Annotated in this window: 16 protein-coding genes and 1 pseudogene; all 17 read left to right on the plus strand. The window is 44.0% G+C overall.

Annotated features, from left to right (window positions below; all coding sequences use genetic code 11):
• Nucleotide 1: 1 nt before the first annotated feature.
• A complete protein-coding gene (locus U9Q77_13525; protein ID MEA3288377.1) occupies nucleotides 2-2,476 on the plus strand; it encodes a glycoside hydrolase family 2 TIM barrel-domain containing protein in 2,475 nt (824 codons plus the stop codon).
• Nucleotides 2,473-3,663: an alginate lyase family protein gene (locus U9Q77_13530; GenBank protein MEA3288378.1), complete on the plus strand. Its 1,191-nt coding sequence runs from the start codon at nucleotides 2,473-2,475 to the stop codon at nucleotides 3,661-3,663. The genes U9Q77_13525 and U9Q77_13530 overlap by 4 nt, the downstream gene beginning before the upstream one ends.
• A gap of 7 nt (nucleotides 3,664-3,670) precedes the next feature.
• Entirely contained in the window at nucleotides 3,671-4,837 is a 1,167-nt protein-coding gene (locus U9Q77_13535) for a DUF4861 family protein (protein MEA3288379.1), read from the plus strand.
• Nucleotides 4,838-4,894: 57 nt separating this feature from the next.
• Nucleotides 4,895-5,728 carry a 5-dehydro-4-deoxy-D-glucuronate isomerase gene (kduI, locus tag U9Q77_13540; GenBank protein ID MEA3288380.1) on the plus strand — a complete coding sequence of 278 codons (834 nt, stop codon included), beginning with the start codon at nucleotides 4,895-4,897 and terminating at the stop codon, nucleotides 5,726-5,728.
• 2 nt (nucleotides 5,729-5,730) lie between these two features.
• Nucleotides 5,731-6,492, plus strand: coding sequence for an SDR family oxidoreductase (locus tag U9Q77_13545; protein MEA3288381.1), 762 nt, complete (start codon nucleotides 5,731-5,733; stop codon nucleotides 6,490-6,492).
• Nucleotide 6,493: 1 nt separating this feature from the next.
• Nucleotides 6,494-7,906 carry a glucuronate isomerase gene (gene uxaC / locus U9Q77_13550; GenBank protein ID MEA3288382.1) on the plus strand — a complete coding sequence of 471 codons (1,413 nt, stop codon included), beginning with the start codon at nucleotides 6,494-6,496 and terminating at the stop codon, nucleotides 7,904-7,906.
• A 7-nt stretch (nucleotides 7,907-7,913) separates the two neighbouring features.
• Nucleotides 7,914-8,909, plus strand: a complete 996-nt coding sequence (locus U9Q77_13555; GenBank protein MEA3288383.1) for a TRAP transporter substrate-binding protein — start codon at nucleotides 7,914-7,916, stop codon at nucleotides 8,907-8,909.
• Nucleotides 8,906-9,400 carry a TRAP transporter small permease gene (locus tag U9Q77_13560; protein ID MEA3288384.1) on the plus strand — a complete coding sequence of 165 codons (495 nt, stop codon included), beginning with the start codon at nucleotides 8,906-8,908 and terminating at the stop codon, nucleotides 9,398-9,400. Before U9Q77_13555 ends, U9Q77_13560 begins: the two co-directional genes overlap by 4 nt.
• On the plus strand, nucleotides 9,400-10,695 hold the full coding sequence (locus U9Q77_13565; protein MEA3288385.1) for a TRAP transporter large permease: 1,296 nt from the start codon (nucleotides 9,400-9,402) through the stop codon (nucleotides 10,693-10,695). Before U9Q77_13560 ends, U9Q77_13565 begins: the two co-directional genes overlap by 1 nt.
• A 31-nt stretch (nucleotides 10,696-10,726) precedes the next feature.
• Nucleotides 10,727-11,545 carry an SDR family oxidoreductase gene (locus U9Q77_13570; protein ID MEA3288386.1) on the plus strand — a complete coding sequence of 273 codons (819 nt, stop codon included), beginning with the start codon at nucleotides 10,727-10,729 and terminating at the stop codon, nucleotides 11,543-11,545.
• Between the two features lie 144 nt (nucleotides 11,546-11,689).
• Nucleotides 11,690-13,147 (plus strand): decarboxylating NADP(+)-dependent phosphogluconate dehydrogenase, encoded by a 1,458-nt coding sequence (gene gnd, locus U9Q77_13575; protein ID MEA3288387.1) that lies wholly within the window; start codon nucleotides 11,690-11,692, stop codon nucleotides 13,145-13,147.
• Nucleotides 13,148-13,217: 70 nt separating this feature from the next.
• Nucleotides 13,218-14,465: a lactate racemase domain-containing protein gene (locus tag U9Q77_13580; GenBank protein MEA3288388.1), complete on the plus strand. Its 1,248-nt coding sequence runs from the start codon at nucleotides 13,218-13,220 to the stop codon at nucleotides 14,463-14,465.
• 20 nt (nucleotides 14,466-14,485) lie between these two features.
• Nucleotides 14,486-15,568: a sugar kinase gene (locus U9Q77_13585; protein ID MEA3288389.1), complete on the plus strand. Its 1,083-nt coding sequence runs from the start codon at nucleotides 14,486-14,488 to the stop codon at nucleotides 15,566-15,568.
• Nucleotides 15,569-15,588: 20 nt separating this feature from the next.
• Complete coding sequence (locus U9Q77_13590) at nucleotides 15,589-16,353, plus strand: HAD family hydrolase (GenBank protein ID MEA3288390.1); 765 nt, start codon at nucleotides 15,589-15,591, stop codon at nucleotides 16,351-16,353.
• Nucleotides 16,354-16,378: 25 nt separating this feature from the next.
• On the plus strand, nucleotides 16,379-16,591 hold the full coding sequence (locus U9Q77_13595) for a hypothetical protein (protein ID MEA3288391.1): 213 nt from the start codon (nucleotides 16,379-16,381) through the stop codon (nucleotides 16,589-16,591).
• Between the two features lie 1,436 nt (nucleotides 16,592-18,027).
• A pseudogene (locus tag U9Q77_13600) lies at nucleotides 18,028-18,348 on the plus strand (Fic family protein).
• Nucleotides 18,349-18,570: 222 nt separating this feature from the next.
• The coding region (locus U9Q77_13605; GenBank protein ID MEA3288392.1) for an ATP-binding protein at nucleotides 18,571-19,021 on the plus strand (451 nt) is incomplete at its 3' end.

The raw sequence follows: 19,021 nt of genomic DNA on the forward strand, positions 1-19,021 counted from the left end.
AATGGGGAAGACCATCCTTACACCACTACTATTAATGGTATTGTTGAGTAGTTGCATACCACCAGATGGAAATACCAGTCACTCCTCTCAGATTGTCCCCCTTAGCATTGTACTGGATCCTGAGTTAGCTCGCCAGACTATCAATCTGAATGAGGGCTGGAGATATCTTGAACAATCCCTTGAAATTTCACAAGTAGGAGAGGTATCTCAGTCAGAATGGGTAGACATCAATTTACCTCATACCTGGAATGCTCTGGATGCCACTGATAACAATCCCGGTTACCGTCGCTCTGCAAGTTGGTATCGGAAGTTGATTCAATTTCCTGGTGCTGATAAAAAGTGGATCCTGCATTTTGAGGGTGTCAACATCTCATCAAAAGTCTATCTGAATGGCCAGGAAGTAGGGGGACATGTAGGTGGTTATGTGGGGTTTGATGTGGACATTTCGACTTCCCTGAAACCTGGCAAGATCAATGAACTGCTGGTTTGGGTGGATAACTCAGTGAACCCAAATATCATCCCATCCCAAAAATCTGATTTTTTCATTTATGGTGGCATAACCCGGGATGTGTGGCTCAAGGTTCTTCCTAAAGTACATCTGAATCAGCTTCATATTTCAACCCCGCAGGTAAGCGTTGCTTCTGCCAATACCAGTATTGCTATGGAAGTCATCAACGATCTGAACCATTCTGATGAGATTGCGATATCGATACAACTTATAGATCCACAGGGAGATATAGCACTCAGTTCAAGGTATTCAGAAAGGCTAGAAGCTGGTTTGAATACCTATACATTTGTTCTTCCAAATCTAACTGGCCCAAACCTTTGGTCCCCGGATAATCCTGATCTATATACTGTAGTTATTCAGTCCAGTGTTGCTGGATATAAAGATATTGTGAAAGAAAAGATTGGTTACCGATGGTTTGAATTCCAGGAACATGGTCCCTTTTTTCTCAATGGAGAACGCCTCCTTTTGCGGGGTACCCACCGCCATGAAGAGTGGGCTGGCTATGGTAACGCCATGCCGAATGCTTTGCACCGTAGAGATATGGAAATGATCAAAGAGATTGGGGCAAACTTTGTCCGCCTGGCTCACTATCCCCAGGACCCAGAAATTTACAAAGCTTGTGACGAACTTGGCTTACTGGTCTGGGATGAATTGCCCTGGTGTCGTGGCGGTATGGGGGGCACAGTATGGAAATCCAACACTGAACGGCTCTGGAGGGAGCAGATCAATCAAAATTTTAATCATCCCAGCATCATCCTATGGTCTGTGGGCAATGAACTTTACTGGCAGCCTGATTTTGAAGGAGGCGGCAATATTGACTCTCTAGTGACCTATGTTCATCATTTGAATGATCTCACACATGCATTGGATCCGTACCGTTTAACCACGATGCGCAAATTCTATGATGGTGCTGATGTCACAGATGTGTTTTCACCTTCGATCTGGGCCGGTTGGTATTCGGGGATGTATAAGACCTTTGAAACCGCCATCACAAAAGCCAATAAAAAGTACAAACATTTTTTCCACATGGAGTACGGCGGGGCCAGTCATCTGGGTCGGCATACTGAATATCCCATTACTGGCGAGGGTTTTGTCAAAGCGGATGAGTGGGATGAAAAATCCAATATGATCAACGTAAAAAGAGTCTCAGCTTCAGGTGATTGGAGTGAGAATTACATCGTGGATCTATTCGATTGGCACCTCATGATCAGCGAGACCAGTCCATGGCTTACTGGGAATGCCCAGTGGGCGTTTAAAGACTTTGGGACCCCGCTGAGACCGGAAAATGCTATTCCTTACATTAATCAAAAAGGCCTGGTGGATCGGGAGGGTAATCCCAAGGATGCCTATTATGTGTTTAAGAGCTACTGGACCACCGATCCAAAGTTCTGTTATATCGAATCGCATACCTGGACCGAGAGATTCGGCAAAAAGAACGAAACCAGAGAGATCTCCGTTTTCAGTAACTGTGAAACAGTGGAATTTTATCACAACGATGTATCCATGGGTAGGCATGAAAAGGAACTCAGAGCCTTTCCCGCCAGTGGATTTCACTGGGATGTTAATTTTGAAGCAGGTCCAAACACACTGATCGCTGTTGGATATACAGGAACAGAGGAAGTTTCCCGGGATTCGCTCATTGTGAATTTCACCGTGGGGAAGCCGAGTAAACCTGAAACCGTAGCGCTGAGCCAGACCGTATTGGACAATGGCACTATTTTGATCGAAGCTAGAGTCGTTGACAAAAAGGGTGGCTTATGTCCCCAATACAATAAAAGAGTCTATTTCGATATCGATGGTCCAGGAGATTTGTTGCGTTACCAGGGCACCCCAACTGGCAGCGATGTGATCGAGTTTGCAAGTGGTAAAGCATCAATCGAATTCTTGCCAGGTGCTTCAGGAATTTCAACCATCGAAGCCAGAACTCAAGATTTTAAGGGAAGTTATTTAAGGATTACAACACCATGAAAAATCACATCAGACCTCTGCTATTGATAATAGCTATCCTCCTTGCAGGATGTGTGAATCAAACTCACATAATTCATCCAAAGCAAATAACTCTGGACAAAATAAAAGCCGTAGACGGTGCTTGGATCATCCAGTCGGCTGAAAAATATCTTAATATTGCTCCAGTCACAGTCACCGCAGCGCAATGTGATCGCAGCCAGGGTGGCTTGCATGACTTTTATTCTGAAGGTGATTACTGGTGGCCGAATCCTGATGATCCAGAGGGTCCCTACATACGGAAAGATGGGCAGAGTAATCCTGACAATTTCTTAGATCATCGCTTGGCAATGCGGAAAATGAGTATTGCTGTGGCCTCTTTGACGGCCGCTTTCAAGCTTACTGGTGACGCAAAATATGCTACACCTGCTGTCCGGAATCTGAAGGCCTGGTTTATTGATCCTGCCACTAAGATGACTGCAAATATGAATTATGCTCAGGCGATCAAAGGCCGTGTACCGGGTAGGGGAGTTGGTCTGATTGATGGAATTCATTTTGTTGAGCCAGTTCAGGCAATCATGATTTTGCATCACTCAGGGCAAATTACGGATGATGATTACCTGCTTTTCCAGGCTTGGTTCAGTGAGTTTTTAGCGTGGATGATGACCCACGAGTATGGAATCGATGAGCGGGATCGCACCAATAACCATGGGACATGCTGGGTCATGCAGGCTTCCATTTATGCGAAGCTAACTGAGAATCAGGAAATGTTAGACTACTGTAGCTATCGTTTTAAGACGGTCATCCTACCGAATCAGATGTCTGAAGACGGGAGCTTTCACCTGGAGCTGAACCGGACCAAGCCTTATGGCTATTCATTATTCAATATGGATATCATGGCAACAGTCTGTCATATACTCTCCACGCCAGAGAATAATCTTTGGACCTATCAGCTGGAAAATGGCAGTGGTCCTGCAAAAGCGATGGAATTTATTGTCCCATTTATTGATGACAAATCAGCCTGGACTTATACCCCCGATGTTATGTATTGGGATCAATGGCCTGCAAGGCATCCAGCCCTTTTGTTTGCCGGGACCGCTTTAAATCGATCAGATTATATCCACCTTTGGGAACAATTTCCACCTCTACCAAAAACTCAGGAAGGATTGCGAAATTTCCCAATTCGTCAACCAATCCTTTGGTATGATTAAATCCACTATGCATCTAAAAAAATCCATAAATAATCCCGGATTATTTGTTCTTCCGTTGGCGCTATTAATTTTGGCTTGCCAACCTGAAAACAGTGTGATTCAAGTCAGCAATTCTTTAGATCTAGATCGTAAGAATGAGATGATTTCTATCAGTCGGTCACAGTTGGCAGGAACCATCAATACTGATGCCAAGCTTAAAATCCTCGATCTTGAAACGAAACAGGAAATTTCCACTCAGAGCCTTGATCTGGATCAGGATGGGGAATGGGAGGAACTTCTACTCTCAGTTGATCTAAAGCCCCTGGAGCAACGTTCATTTCTCATCGTCAATGCAGAACCTACTGGGGTCGATACCCTGGTTTATGGTCGTTTTGTGCCAGAGCGAAAAGATGATTTTGCCTGGGAAAATAACCGGATTGCCTTCAGGATGTATGGGCCTGCCCTGGAACAATCGGGTGAGATCAGCAGCGGGGTTGACGTATGGACCAAAAGTGTGGATGATCTCATCATTAATAAATGGTACGCCAGAGATGACTATCACCGAGATCATGGTCAGGGAGCTGATTTTTACAAGGTTGGTCCTACCCTGGGCTGTGGTGGTCTGGGATTGTGGGTCAATGATACGCTGTACACGAGTAAGAATTATGTTGATTATCGGATTTTGGCAGAAGGTCCCCTGCGTCTGGTCTTTGAATTGGATTACGCCGCGTGGGGATCCAAAAATAACAGATTTACCGAAACAATGCGCATTTCCCTGGATGCAGGTCACTACCTGAATCATTTTGAATATCGCTTTACTCACGAGCCTGAACCATCTGCTACGCTAAAATTTGTTGCTGGTTTAACTGCTCACCCCAGTCGATCTCCAGAACCTGTAATCCTCGATAGCTCAGGTGATTACATGGTACTCTATGAAGCTTTTAAGGGAAACAATGGTTGGTTGGGTTCTGCCATCATTCGAGATCCGTCATCTCAAGCAATACCAGTAATTCAATATGACGATCAATTTTTATTTGGCTTATTTCAAGAGGGACAATCAGAACTCTCATATTATGCTGGAGCAAGTTGGTCAAAATCTGCTTACATGCCGGATAAAGAAACCTGGATTCAGTATGTTAACAATTTTCAGGAACGAATGAGGACTCCGCTTGAAGTGTTGGTGTTAACAAAATGAGTCAGCTTGAAACTATCCTCGCAAAGAATACAAAATAATTAAATAAATGGAGCAATAATGGAAACACGATACTTACCAAACGATCAGGCTTACCCCCGCATGAATACTGAAGAATTGCGTCAAAATTTTCTAGTAGAACATCTTTTTATGCCTGGGGAAATAGTTCTCCTTTACGCAGATGCAGATCGCGCCATCGTCGGCTCGGCCGTTCCCCTTGATCTTACACTGGAGCTAAAAGGCAGTCAAAAGGAAATGGCGACAGAAATCTTTGCTGAGAGACGTGAATTAGGCGTTATTAATATTGGCGGTCATGGCAGCATCCAAGTAGATGCAAATACTTATGACCTGGAAAAAGGGGATGCGCTCTATGTTGGGCGTGGTTCACGCAGTATCAGCTTCACAAGTGTAGATCAAGATGATCCTGCTGAATTCTATCTGTTGAGCTATCCTGCACACACTAAATATCCCACTAAGTTGATTAAAAACTCCACTGGAGAGGTTGAAGACCTGGGTACTGCAGAAGCTGCCAATACCCGCAGGATTGTGAAGATGATCCATCCCGGTTCCGTCCAATCATGTCAACTGGTCATGGGTATTACGTCCTTGGGTGTTGGTCAGGTATGGAACACGATGCCGCCCCATCTCCATCCCCGTCGCATGGAAGTTTACATGTATTATGATCTTGAGCCAGGGCAACGAATTTTTCATCTCATGGGAAAACCAGATGAGATTCGCATGCTGGTGATGAAGAGCAAGCAAGCAGTCATTAGCCCCAGCTGGTCCATGCATTCTGCCGCTGGGACCCGTAATTACACATTCATCTGGGGCATGGGTGGTGAGAATCAGGCTTTTACCGATATGGATTTTATTGATATGGAAAAACTGAGGTAAGCATGCATTCCGATCTCTTTTCATTAGCTGGAAAAACAGCATTGGTGACTGGTTCCAGTCGGGGAATTGGCGAAGCTTGTGCCATGGCTCTGGCTGAAGCAGGGGCCGATATAGTGTCTGTTTCGCGATCAGGGAAAACTCTAAATCTGTCAGCGAAGTGTGATAATTTAGGCCGATCCTTCGCTAACTATACCTGTAACTTCGCTGACAGACAGTCACTTAGCGAATTTACCTCTACCTTGGCGAGAGATCACGCAGTCATCGATATCCTGGTGAATAATGCTGGAACCATTCTGCGTAAACCAGCTGAGGATCATCCGGATGAATTCTGGGATGAGGTCCTACATGTGAATCTTAGTGCCCAATTTATTTTGAGTCGGGAGATCGGTAAACAGATGCTGGCAAGGGGGCAGGGAAAGATCATATTTATTGCCTCATTGTTATCATTTCAGGGGGGCATTACAGTTCCAGGCTACGCAGCCAGCAAAGGGGGCATCAAGACGCTTACCATGGCGTTGGCAAATGAATGGGCTGGACTGGGTGTGAATGTTAATGCAGTGGCGCCTGGTTACATCGCTACTGACAACACAGCTGCTCTACAGGCAGATCCTGTTCGCAACAAAGCGATACTGGAGCGAATACCAGCGGGTCGTTGGGGAGAACCTGAAGATATAGCAGGTGCTGTCCACTTCCTCAGTTCGAGCGCCTCTGATTACATCCATGGTACTACCCTGCTGGTAGACGGTGGCTGGATGGGACGCTGATATGATGGGTTCCAGATTACATCCACACCGTTTCTTCGATCCAAATTATGCAATCAGGAATATGGCCCACGAATTATATGATGGGGTTAAAAATCTACCCATTATTTCTCCCCATGGACACACTGACCCCAAATGGTTTGCCGAGAATAAACCCTTTAGCGATCCCACTAATCTGCTGATAACGCCTGATCACTATGTATTGCGGATGCTATACTCACAGGGGGTTGCCTTTGAAGATTTGGGCATTGCCAGGTCAGATGGAAGTCCAGTGGAACAAAATCCACGTAAGGTCTGGGATTTATTTGCCAAACATTATTACTTATTTTCCGGGACACCTGTAGGCTCTTGGTTCGATCATGTTTTCCATGATGTGTTTGGTATTAATGAAACCCTGGATGAGAATACATCCACAGAGTTTTATCGGCAGATCAACCTGGCACTGAAATCCCCTGATTTTCTACCTAGAAGCATTATCGAAAGCTTTAATATTGAGGTAATTGCCACAACTGATCGGGTAACAGATACACTTGAATTTCATCAGGATATACTTGATTCAGGATGGAAGGGGAAGGTGATTCCTACCTTTCGTCCAGATTCAGTAATTGATATTCTGGATACTGATTGGAAGCAAACTATCATTTATTTAGGTGAGCTGGCTGGCATTGAGATAAATTCTTATACTGCATATATTGCTGCTTTAGAGGAGCGTAGAAAGACTTTTAAGAGCCTGGGTGCCACAGCCACAGATCATGGCGTATTGAGTCCCTATACTCACAGATTATCTGATCAGGAGGCCAATAGTCTTTTTAGCAAAGCCTTGAAGGGAACCGCTGATCCTACAGATGCTCAAGCATTTACAGCACATATGCTCATGGAGATGGCTCGGATGAGCATGGAGGATGGCTTGGTCATGCAAATCCATCCAGGGTCCTTCAGAAATCATAATAAACAAGTTTTCGAGTTGTTTGGAGCGGATATGGGTGGGGATATTCCAACGCAAACGGAATACACAAAAAACTTATACGAACTATTAAATGCTTACGGTAATGATCCTCATCTGAAATTGATCATCTTTACTCTGGATGAATCGAACTATACGAGAGAATTAGCTCCTCTAGCTGCCCACTATCCAGCGCTGAAATTAGGACCCGCCTGGTGGTTCAATGATAGTATTGAAGGGATGAGGCGGTTTCGTCAAATGACCACAGAAACTGCATCGATCTACAATACTGTGGGTTTTAATGACGATACCCGTGCTCTGATGTCCATCCCTGCCCGACACGACCTCAGTCGGAGGGTTGATTCGAATTATCTGGCAACTCTAGTTGCTTCACACCGGATTGACATGGCAGATGCCAGGATAATGAGTAGAGCAATGGCCTACGATCTGGCTAAGCATGCGTATAACCTGTAGGTGACTTATGTACACTCGTTTTAATATACTCCTCCTCTTGTTAAGTATGTCTCTTGTAAGCTGCTCCCAGGATCAGGACGTAAAAATTATCAAACTCGCACATGGACTGGATCCCAGTCATCCCGTACACCAGGCGATGGAATACATGGCCGAAAGATTGACTGAAAAATCCGCCGGACAGATGCAATTAGACATCTACCCCAGTGGACAATTAGGGGCAGAACGAGAGCTCATCGAGTTACTTCAGATTGGTAGTCTGGCTATGACAAAAGTGTCTGCCAGTCCCATGGAATCATTTGTCCTCGAAATGAAACTGTTCAGTATTCCCTATGTTTTTTCCAGTGAAGCGCATTTATGGCAGATACTCCAAGGTCCCATCGGGCAGGATATCCTATTGGCTGGGCAGGACTTCAGGTTACGTGGCTTAGGATATTTTGATGCGGGTAGTCGTAGTTTTTACACAAAGGAAACTCCAATTCACAGTCCAACTGATTTGCAGGGTCTGAAAATTCGTGTTATGAAGAGTCTGACAGCCGTAAAAATGGTCCAGGCTCTTGGTGGTTCGGCGACACCTATTTCTTGGGGTGAGCTATATACGGCTTTGCAACAAGGGGTTGTAGATGGTGCCGAGAATAATCCCCCTAGTTTTTTTCTCTCAAAGCATTATGAAGTCTGTAAATATTACTCTTTGGATGAACATACCAGTGTCCCTGATATCCTCCTTATCAGTACGGTCGTATGGGAATCACTGTCTTCTCAACAGCAGACTTGGCTCCAGGAAGCTGTAAACGAGTCCGTGACCTACCAACGCCGACTATGGAAGAAATCTACAGACCATGCTTTGGCAGAACTTGTCAAGGCCGGGGTGCAGATTATACAACCTGAAAAAGTCAACTTTCAACAATCAGTAAAAGACATGCATGAAAGCTACAGAGGAACAGCCATCTATGATCTCATTCAGGAAATAGCTGCACTTGATACCAGTGGAAGGGACGAGGGATGAATACACTTATCACACTTCTTGATAAAGCCTTAAGTCGTTTTCTGATCAGTCTTATGGCATTTATTGTCCTGGTAGTGACCTGGCAGGTTATTACCCGCTTCCTCATGTCAACACCGAGTTCCTACACCGAAGAATTAGCCCGATTTCTGCTCATCTGGATTGGTGTTCTGGGCTCCAGTTATGCCTTGCGGACCCGAGCCCACTTGGGGATTGATCTATTGTCTACCAAGCTGGAGGGAAGAGCAAAAGGGCTGCTTATTATTGGAATCTATCTTTTGGTCATTCTCTTTGCCTTGCTGATTATGGTCATCGGGGGCATTCGTCTGGTCTCGCTTACTTTCAACCTGGATCAAATTTCTGCTTCATTAGGTATCAAAATGGGATACATATATCTGGTGTTGCCTTTGAGTGGATCGATTATGATCATCTATTCCAGCGATTTCATCTTAAAAGCGCTGCATCTCATTACTCATGGGGAGGAGACAAGCTGATGGATATGTCAATTCTCGTTCTCATTATTAGTTTTGTCGTTTTGCTGGGCCTGAACGTTCCCATTGGTTTCAGTATTGGTCTTTCCACCACATTTACTATGCTATTTACCATTCCCATGGGACCAGCAATAACCACGGTGGCCCAGAGAATGGCCACAGGAATTGATAGTTTTGCACTCTTGGCAATTCCCTTCTTTATTCTATCTGGACAGCTCATGGGGCGTGGGGGCATTGCTAGGCGCTTGATTGAATTTGCAAAAGTTTTGGTGGGGATGTTACCCGGGGGACTGGCTTATGTGAATGTCCTGGCTTGTATGTTTTTTGGTGCGATATCTGGTTCGGCTGTTGCTGCAACATCAGCCATTGGTGGGTTTATGATCCCCATCATGAACAAGGAAGGATACGATAGGAACTTTAACACAGCGGTAACTGTAACTGCCTCAACCACAGGGCTTTTAATCCCTCCAAGTAATGTTCTTATTGTCTATTCCCTGGCCAGTGGAGGAATCTCAATTGCAGCGTTGTTTATCGCTGGATACGTTCCCGGGATTATGATTGGGATCGCTTTGATCCTGGTCGCTGCTTTTTTGGCAAAACGCCGTGGATATCCCAGGGGTGAGCGGGTTGCATTTTTACCAGGTGTAAAGAAATTATTAGATGCCATACCAAGTATGATGCTTATCGTGATCGTCATTGGAGGGATTATTGCCGGAATTTTCACTGCCACGGAAGCCAGTGCAATTGCTGTGCTCTACTCACTCCTGTTATCAGTGGTTTTTTATCGCGAGATTAAACCGTCTCAATTGCCAGAGATTCTCCTGAAAACAGTTGAGACGACAGCTATTGTCATGTTGCTGATTGGCACATCTTCCGCCATGTCCTGGATCTTATCCTACGAAAACATCCCCCAAAATATTAGTCAGGCCTTGGTATCATTGACTGAGAGCAAAATTGTCATTCTCATGATCATTAATCTGGTGTTGTTGGTTGTTGGTACTTTTATGGACATGACCCCTGCCATCCTGATTTTCACGCCAATTTTTCTACCCGTCGTGGCGGAACTGGGAATCAGTCCTCTGCATTTTGGGATTATGATGGTTCTCAATCTAAGTATCGGTTTGACGACACCACCTGTTGGCTCGGTTCTTTTTGTGGGCTGCGGGATCGGAAAAACAACAATTGGGGGCTTAACGAAGGCGCTATTGCCATTTTACGCTGTCATGGTTTTGGTACTGATCGCTGTGACATACTTCCCCTGGATCACTGAATCCTTACCTCGTTATCTTGGCTATTAAACACCTGAACTTTTAGATAAAGGAAACTGAGTTGAACAATCTATTCGATGTTAATGATCAGGTCATTGTGATCACCGGAGGGGCGGGCGTTCTAGGCAGCGATCTGGCCAGAGCCCTGTATGGTTTGGGAGCGAAGATTGCCATTCTTGATCTCAATGAAATTGCAGGGGATGAATTGGTGGTGGAGCTTCATAAGAAACCAGGCCAGGCCATCAGTTTGAAAACAAATATTCTGGAAGAAGATTCAATTGCAGCAGCGGCGGATGAGGTTGTGAATCGATTTGGTCGGATCGATTGCTTGATTAACGCGGGTGGTGGGAATCATCCCAAGGCAACAACGGGTCCAGACCTGAGCTTTTTCGATGTTCCTAAAGAAGCTTTCCAGTTTGTTTCCGACCTGAATTTGCTGGGCACTGTTCTGCCCAGTCAGGTGATTGGTAAGATTATCGCCAAACAGGAATCAGGAATTATTCTGAATATATCTTCGATGAATGCTTTTCGACCCCTCACACGCATTCCTGCTTATTCTGCCGCAAAAGCAGCTGTGAGCAATTTTACCCAGTGGTTGGCAGTGCATCTAGCTCAGGAGTATTCACCTAAAATCCGGGTGAATGCAATCGCACCTGGATTTTTCCTCACCAATCAGAATCGTTTTTTACTTACTGATGAGAAAACAGGCGAGCTAACAACCAGAGGCAAGCAGATCATTGATCATACACCCCAGGGACGTTTCGGAGATCCAGAAGATCTCATCGGAACCGTTGTATGGTTATTATCACCGGCTTCAATATTTATCACTGGTGTCGTAGTCCCCGTGGATGGTGGGTTTTCCGCTTTCAGTGGTGTTTAATACCCTTTAACAAGAAAATGGAATATATCCTACTATTGTGCAAGTTCATAGTCCCCTCCTGGTTAGGGCGGGGTACCTGTCCGCTCAAATAGAAGCATAACTAAAAATAATAATTTAAAAAAAATAGAATAATTGGAGCAAAAATTGACAAAGAATAAAGCAAATATAGGGGTTGTCGGGCTGGCAGTCATGGGGGAGAACCTCATTCTCAATATGGAAAGTAAAGGCTTTCAGGTTGCCTGTTTTAACAGAACTACTTCAAAAGTAGATGACTTTATTAATGGTCGAGCGAAGGGGAAGAACATCCAGGGGTATCATAGTCTCAAAGATTTCTGCCAGGGTCTAGAATCTCCTCGTAAGGTCATGCTCATGGTCAAAGCTGGTGGTGTGGTGGATGCCTTTATTGATCAGATCATTCCTTTTCTTGAGCAGGGTGACATCATTATTGACGGTGGAAATTCCCATTTTCCAGACACCATTAGGCGGACAGCGTACGTTGAGAGCAAAGGTCTGCTCTATATCGGAACAGGTGTGTCAGGTGGCGAAGAAGGAGCTCTATTGGGTCCTTCTATCATGCCAGGTGGCTCACCAAAAGCCTGGGATCAGGTAAAGCTTATCTTTCAAAAGATATCAGCACATACAGATGAAGGGGATGCTTGTTGTGAATGGGTGGGTGAGAATGGTGCTGGTCATTTTGTGAAGATGGTCCACAATGGGATCGAGTATGGTGACATGCAGATGATCACTGAGACCTATCAGATGATGAAATATGGCTTAAAGATGAGTAATGGAGAGATGGAGGCTGTTTTCAACACCTGGAATCAGGGAAAACTGGATTCCTACCTGATCGAGATAACTAGAGATATCCTGGGTTATCGTGATGAAAATGGGAAAGCAACCCTGGATTTAATTCTGGATACAGCAGGCCAAAAAGGTACAGGGAAATGGACAGCTATTGCTGCATTGGACGAGGGCATGCCTCTCACGCTCATCGGTGAAGCCGTTTTTGCTCGTTGTCTTTCTGCCATCAAGGATGAACGGGTGGAAGCATCAAAAGTACTCACCGGTCCAGAAGCAAGCTTCACGGGTGAAAAAGCCGCTTTTATTGCTGACCTGGAAGAAGCTCTGTATGCTTCCAAGATCGTTTCCTATGCCCAAGGTTATCAGTTAATGAGAGCTGCGGCTACAAGCTATGAGTGGAATCTCAATTATGGTGGGATTGCCATGATGTGGCGGGGTGGTTGCATTATTCGATCTGTCTTTCTGGGTAAGATTAAAGATGCCTTCGAAATGAATCCCGAACTTAACAATCTTTTGTTAGACCCATTTTTTCGGGATGCTGTGACAAATGCTCAAGCTGCCTGGAGGAGGGTGGTCATGAAAGCTGTGGAATTAGGCATTCCCATGCCGGCCATTAGTTCTGCACTGGTCTATTACGATGGGTTTCGTTCAGAGCGTTTGCCAGCCAATCTACTTCAAGCTCAGCGCGATTATTTTGGTGCTCATACTTATGAGCGAGTTGACAAGCTTCGTGGTGAAGTTTTTCATACCAATTGGACCGGTCGCGGTGGCACTACCTCCGCCTCAACTTATGTGGTTTGAGGGGATAAGGAATAAGTAAAAAGGGATAAGGGATAAGTAAAACAGTTATGATACATAAAGCGAGAAACCAATGATAGGCAAAGGCTTTACGGACCACATTCTTACCGAAACAGAAGTTATCAAACTTGTACAGGATGCTTTCTCAGCTAAGGATATGAGTACTAAGAAGGTGCTTTGCATCATCCCGGATCTAACCAGAACGGCTCCCATCGACCTCATGTTCAGAACGGTTTATGCTGAGTTGGCAGAACAAGTAGAACTGTTGGATTTTATTATCGCTCTGGGAACCCATCAACCCTTAAATGAAGTAGCCATCAATCACCGCGTTGGTATTACGCAATCCGAACGAACGTCACGCTATCCGAAAGCCAGGTTCTTTAATCACGAATGGAAAAATTCAGATCAGCTCGTAGTTGCTGGAACATTTTCCGCAGAAGAAGTCTTTCTACTTTCTGATGGACGAATGAATGAGGCCGTGGATGTTAGCGTCAATAAAATTGTCTACGATTATGATTTACTCCTGATCATTGGTCCAACCTTTCCCCATGAGGTGGTGGGGTTTTCCGGAGGAAATAAATATCTCTTTCCAGGGCTAGCTGGTCAGGAAATTATTGATATGTTCCATTGGCTAGGAGCGCTTATCACCAATCCCATGATCATTGGACATAAGTATACTCCGGTGCGTGCTGTAGTAGATCGTTCAGCAGCATTTCTGCCTGTTGAACGCATGTGCATGAGTCTGGTGGTCAAGGGACAGGACCTGGCAGGTTTATATATTGGAACCCCAGAAGCAGCCTGGGAAGCAGCCTCGGATCTATCGGATAAACTGAATGTGAAATACCTGGAAAAGCCATTTCATACGGTGCTATCCAGAGCTCCTGAGATGTATGATGATCTTTGGACTGGTGGCAAGTGCATGTATAAACTGGAACAAGTCGTCGCGGATGGTGGTGATCTCATTATTTATGCTCCTCACATCACTGAAGTATCCGTTACCCACGGGGATATTATCGAGGAAATTGGCTATCATGTGCGTGATTACTTTGTAAAACAAACCGAACATTTCAAGCATATCCCTGGTGGGGTTATGGCGCATTCCACCCATGTACGAGGGGTTGGTACGTATGAGAATGGTGTTGAAAAGCCCCGAATAAATGTCATCCTGGCTACTGGTATTCCAGAAGAAACCTGCAAAAAGATCAATCTGGGTTATCGAGATCCAGCAAGCATTAAAATTGAAGAATTTATGAATAGAGATGACGAAGGTATCCTGTATGTGCCCAAAGCAGGTGAGATACTTTATCGACTAAAAAATTAATAATGTAAGGATTTACAATAATGGCTGAATTGAAGATTAGACAAGATGACTGCGCTTTGGATTTCCTGTCACTGGGTTCCTTAGTACATAGGCTTGATCCAGGCCGGATCCCGTTCCGAAAAGCCAGATCAGTAAATATTCATGTTTCTGGTGGTGAATACAATTGTGCAGCAAATCTATCTGATTGTTTTGGCTTGAAAACGGGTATTGCAACGGCCATGATCGATTATGGTATTGGCGAGTTAGTTCAATCCCGAGTCCAGGAAATGGGTGTGAAGCCCATTTACAAATGGTTTAAGCATGATGGGGTCCGGGGTCCCAACATAGCTACAGTCTACAGTGACCTGGGGTATGGTGTTCGTCCACCCGTCGTTTTCTATAATCGAGCCAATGAAGCGGGAGCCATGTTGAAACCTGGCGATTTTGACTGGAAGGGCATCTTTGATAAAGGGGTCCGCTGGTTTCACTCAGGTGGCATTTATGCGTCTCTCTCGGAAACTACTTCTGAATTGATCGTTGAAGCCATGAAGGTTGCCAAAAAATCTGGTGCAATTACCTCCTTTGATCTGAATTATCGTGGAAAACTCTGGGAATCCATGGGTGGACTGGAGCAGGCTCAGAAAACCTTTAAAAAAATTGTCGAGTATGTAGATGTTCTTATCGGAAATGAGGAAGATCTGCAACTGGGACTGGGAGTTAAGGGGCCAGATGTGGAGAAAAAATCAAAATTAGACACTTCAGTGTTTTTTCAGATGATGTCTGACGTGAATCGAGATTTCCCTAACGTAAAAATGGTTGCTACAACCATGCGCGAAGTTGAATCAGCCAATCGTCATCAATGGGGTGCCGTGGTCTGGACCAAGGATCAGCAAGCCATTAGTCCCACCTGTGAACTAGGTGTGATCGATCGTATTGGTGGTGGTGATGGTTTTGCCTCAGGATTGATCTTCGGATTATTAGATGGTCGTGAGCTTGATGAAGTCCTGCGACTGGGATGGGCACACGGCGCCTTATCTACGACTTTTTCTGGTGATGTAACTATGGCTCGGTTGGAAGAAGTGGAGGCTTTTGCTCAAGGTGGATCAGCTCGAGTGCAGCGCTAATAAACACCGCAAGAATTCTGATGTTTGATACTTCAATCCCCCGATTAATGGCACTTGATTTTGATGGTGTAATTTCTGATAGCATTCAGGAGTGCCTGGTAACAGCATTTAACGCTTATGCAGAGTTTCGGGGTTTATCGGACTTTAGAACTGATCTGGAAAAATTCAGTGACACGGAGATTCAGAGGTTTCGAGAATCTAGGGTATTTATTCGCAGGGGGGAGGACTATGTCTATTTGCTGCAAGCCGCTAACGAAAAGATTACGATCTCTTCTCAGAATCAGTTTGACGAATATCTACAGGAACATGAATTGATTCGAGAGAAGTATAGAACACTTTTCTATGGTTATCGTAAGCGGCTACAAGGGGAGAACCCTGAAAAATGGTTGGCGCTCAATCCTTTATATCCGGGTATGGCAACTTTCCTGAATCAATTCAATGATCTAGATATGGTATTTATCGTTACGACCAAGGACTTGCTGTCTGTAGAACTCATCCTCAGTTCGCATGGTATTACACTTGCACCAGAAAATATGTATCAGGCCACTCGAGTTTACCGGAAGCCTCAGATTCTCCAGGAGATCATTCAGAAGAGACATATTACGCCCCAGCAATTGCATTTCATTGATGATCATGTGGCAACTGTTCTTGAGGTTTCAGAGAACACTGAGGTGAACTGCTCTTGCGCTGATTGGGGTTATAACACATTTGCACAACGATCAGAACTGACAGATCATCAAATACCGGTTGACTCCATTGATATTTTTTTAAATCGATTTACATAGCTTCAGATAGAATATTTGAAACTCCATGGCTAATAATAGAAAAAAGACATGTATCAGGGTTGATCATAAGACAGAATGGCAACCTGTGATCAATTTAATGAAAATGATCGAAATTAAGAAGAAGCCATATTTGCCAAGAGATATGAAGCTTGTTCAATTGAAGAAAGAGCACCAGGCTACGATGATAATTAATTCGGTTAAAACAGAGATGGATCCCCGTGAGGTTGAATCAAGATGACTACAAGCAGTATGAGATTGACACATTCAATACCATTTACACTAATAATTGATATGATTGTAGTGTCAGGGCTATATCTGAGTATTTCGTATGCCCATATACTTCCTATTCCTTTATATATGCTGGATCCCATGAAGTTGCTCCTATTACCTGTTATTATCTATACTGGAAGAAAGAATGTTTTGTTCTTGGCAGCTACATTTCCGCTTTTTTCATTCTTGATGACGGGGCATCCCGTTTTTCCAAAGTTTATGATAATCAGCCTAGAGCTTGTTGTATTTTCGATAATCCTGTTATCAGAAAGGTTTACTGTTTATGGTGAAAACAGTAAATTCTTCTTCGCAATTATATTTTCAAAGACGATTTATTATGCGATCAAAGGAATTCTGATTAGCTCTGGTTTGCTAACATCATCGCTGTTCTCGACCCCCATAAGGATCCAAATGCTCAGTATTGTGATCCTCTTTGCAATATTTTGGTTAATGAAAGCTCAACTATCAAAAAATAAGTGATTTGTAGATGTTTCACTGAAATAGAATGGTTGGTAGGCACCATTCATCCTGATTGATATCCTGATAATTTAGCACAGGTTAACATGACCTTTGAATACGCGTATACGTATTTTCAATAAATGCTATAAGATACTGTTAATACATTAGTTGTAATTCATTTCTGCAGACTTCATAAGCCGGGCGTCGGCGAGGGTCCGAAGGCGAAGATAAATTTCATACAATAATCGGAGATGATATCTGTTGGTTCATTCTGCTGGCAGAGCTAGTTACGCTTCAATGATCAAGTGATTAAATCAAGGGAGTGGAGGCCGACCCGAGGAAAAAAACGACTCATATATGACCATTTGATTGAACTCATGGTTCTTAATTCATTCACCATCCAAATTGATTAGTTTTTGAAAATCATAAAATCAGCTCCCTTCCAGTACCTCCAGTAATTGGATACCCCCTGCAAATCAACATCGATATTAATACTGTGTCAAAATAGTGTCAAAGAATATTAGAAGTGGTGGCGCGATATCCACGAGAAATTGTTGAGCGTACATCAGTAAGTATGGAGCTTGAGGATCAAAAAATTTCCGCTCGACGACTTAAGCAGGCAATAGAGGAAAAAGCTGCTGAAATCAAGGCCGACACACCGAGATATTTATGGGATTAAACATAGACTACATCTACGGTCAAATATCTCTCACAGAAGAGGAGCTAGAGGGATTGTTGATTAAAACAATCTCTACCAGAGGAGAACTTGATGAATTTGAACAGCAGAATATTGAAACTGCTGTCGAATGGAGCTTAAAGCAAAAAATTTAGCTCTAGTAAAATTCTTACAGCCGATTTTATTAATGAAGTACATAAACGGATGTATGACAGGGTCTGGGAATGGGCTGTAACCTATAAAAAGAGAATTAAAAATTTGGCGTCGATAAGTTTCTGGTTCCCCAGGAACTGAAGCTACTATTTGACAATTGCAATTATTGGATTGAAAGCAACACATATCCAAAGGACGAAATCGCCATCAGATTTAAACTTCGCCTTGTTCAAATTCACCCTTTCCCAAATGGCAACGGAAGACACTCACGTCTCTGTGCGGATATCTTAGTTTCACATGTATTCGGACTTCCTGTTTTCACTTGGGGACGCTTTAACTTAACAGCTCCTGGAGAACAACGGCAACTCTACATTGATGCTTTGCATGCAGCGGATGCAGGAGATCTGGAGCCACTGATTGATTTTGCTCGATCCTAAAATAAACTGAGTGCTGTGTGTTGGCCATTCAGGATTTGGCCACAGACATTATCGGAATTTCTAACAGTTTAATTTATATATCATTACAAGGGTAGACGCACTACTTGAGAATCAATTGCTCCTTTCGAGCAAGTATACATGTTTCATATATAGGTGCATTTTAAAGGTGCATTTCCACTCCATGATGGTCATATTCACTCGGCATACTGAAAGGATGACAGGATGGATGTTCAAGAGTTAAACGATCTGGTCTTAAGGGGTGAGGATAGTAGGCTTCAATTTAAAGTGGATGTAAATAATGCTACCTCCCTTGCAGCTGAAATCGTAGCCTTCTCTAATGCCAATGGTGGTACCATCCTAATCGGTGTCTCCGATGATGGTACTATCCCTGGCCTTGAATCACAGGATGTTAGGCGAATAAATCAACTAATTGCAAACACGGCCTCACAAAATGTTAGAAGTCCCGTTACAGTTAATACAGAGAATATTCCCCACGGCGGAGGAAAAACCGTTATTGTACTAGCCATTCCGGATGGAATTGACAAACCATATTTCGTCAATACTGGGGTAATTTGGATAAAGAGCGGCTCTGACAAGCGAAGAATTAACTCTGCAGAAGAACTGCGTCGTCTTTTCCAGAGCGTAGAGCAAATACATGCTGATAAAGTCCCCA

It is taken from the genome of Candidatus Neomarinimicrobiota bacterium (assembly GCA_034716895.1).
Taxonomy (GTDB): Bacteria; Fidelibacterota; UBA8477; order UBA8477; family JABMPR01; genus JABMPR01.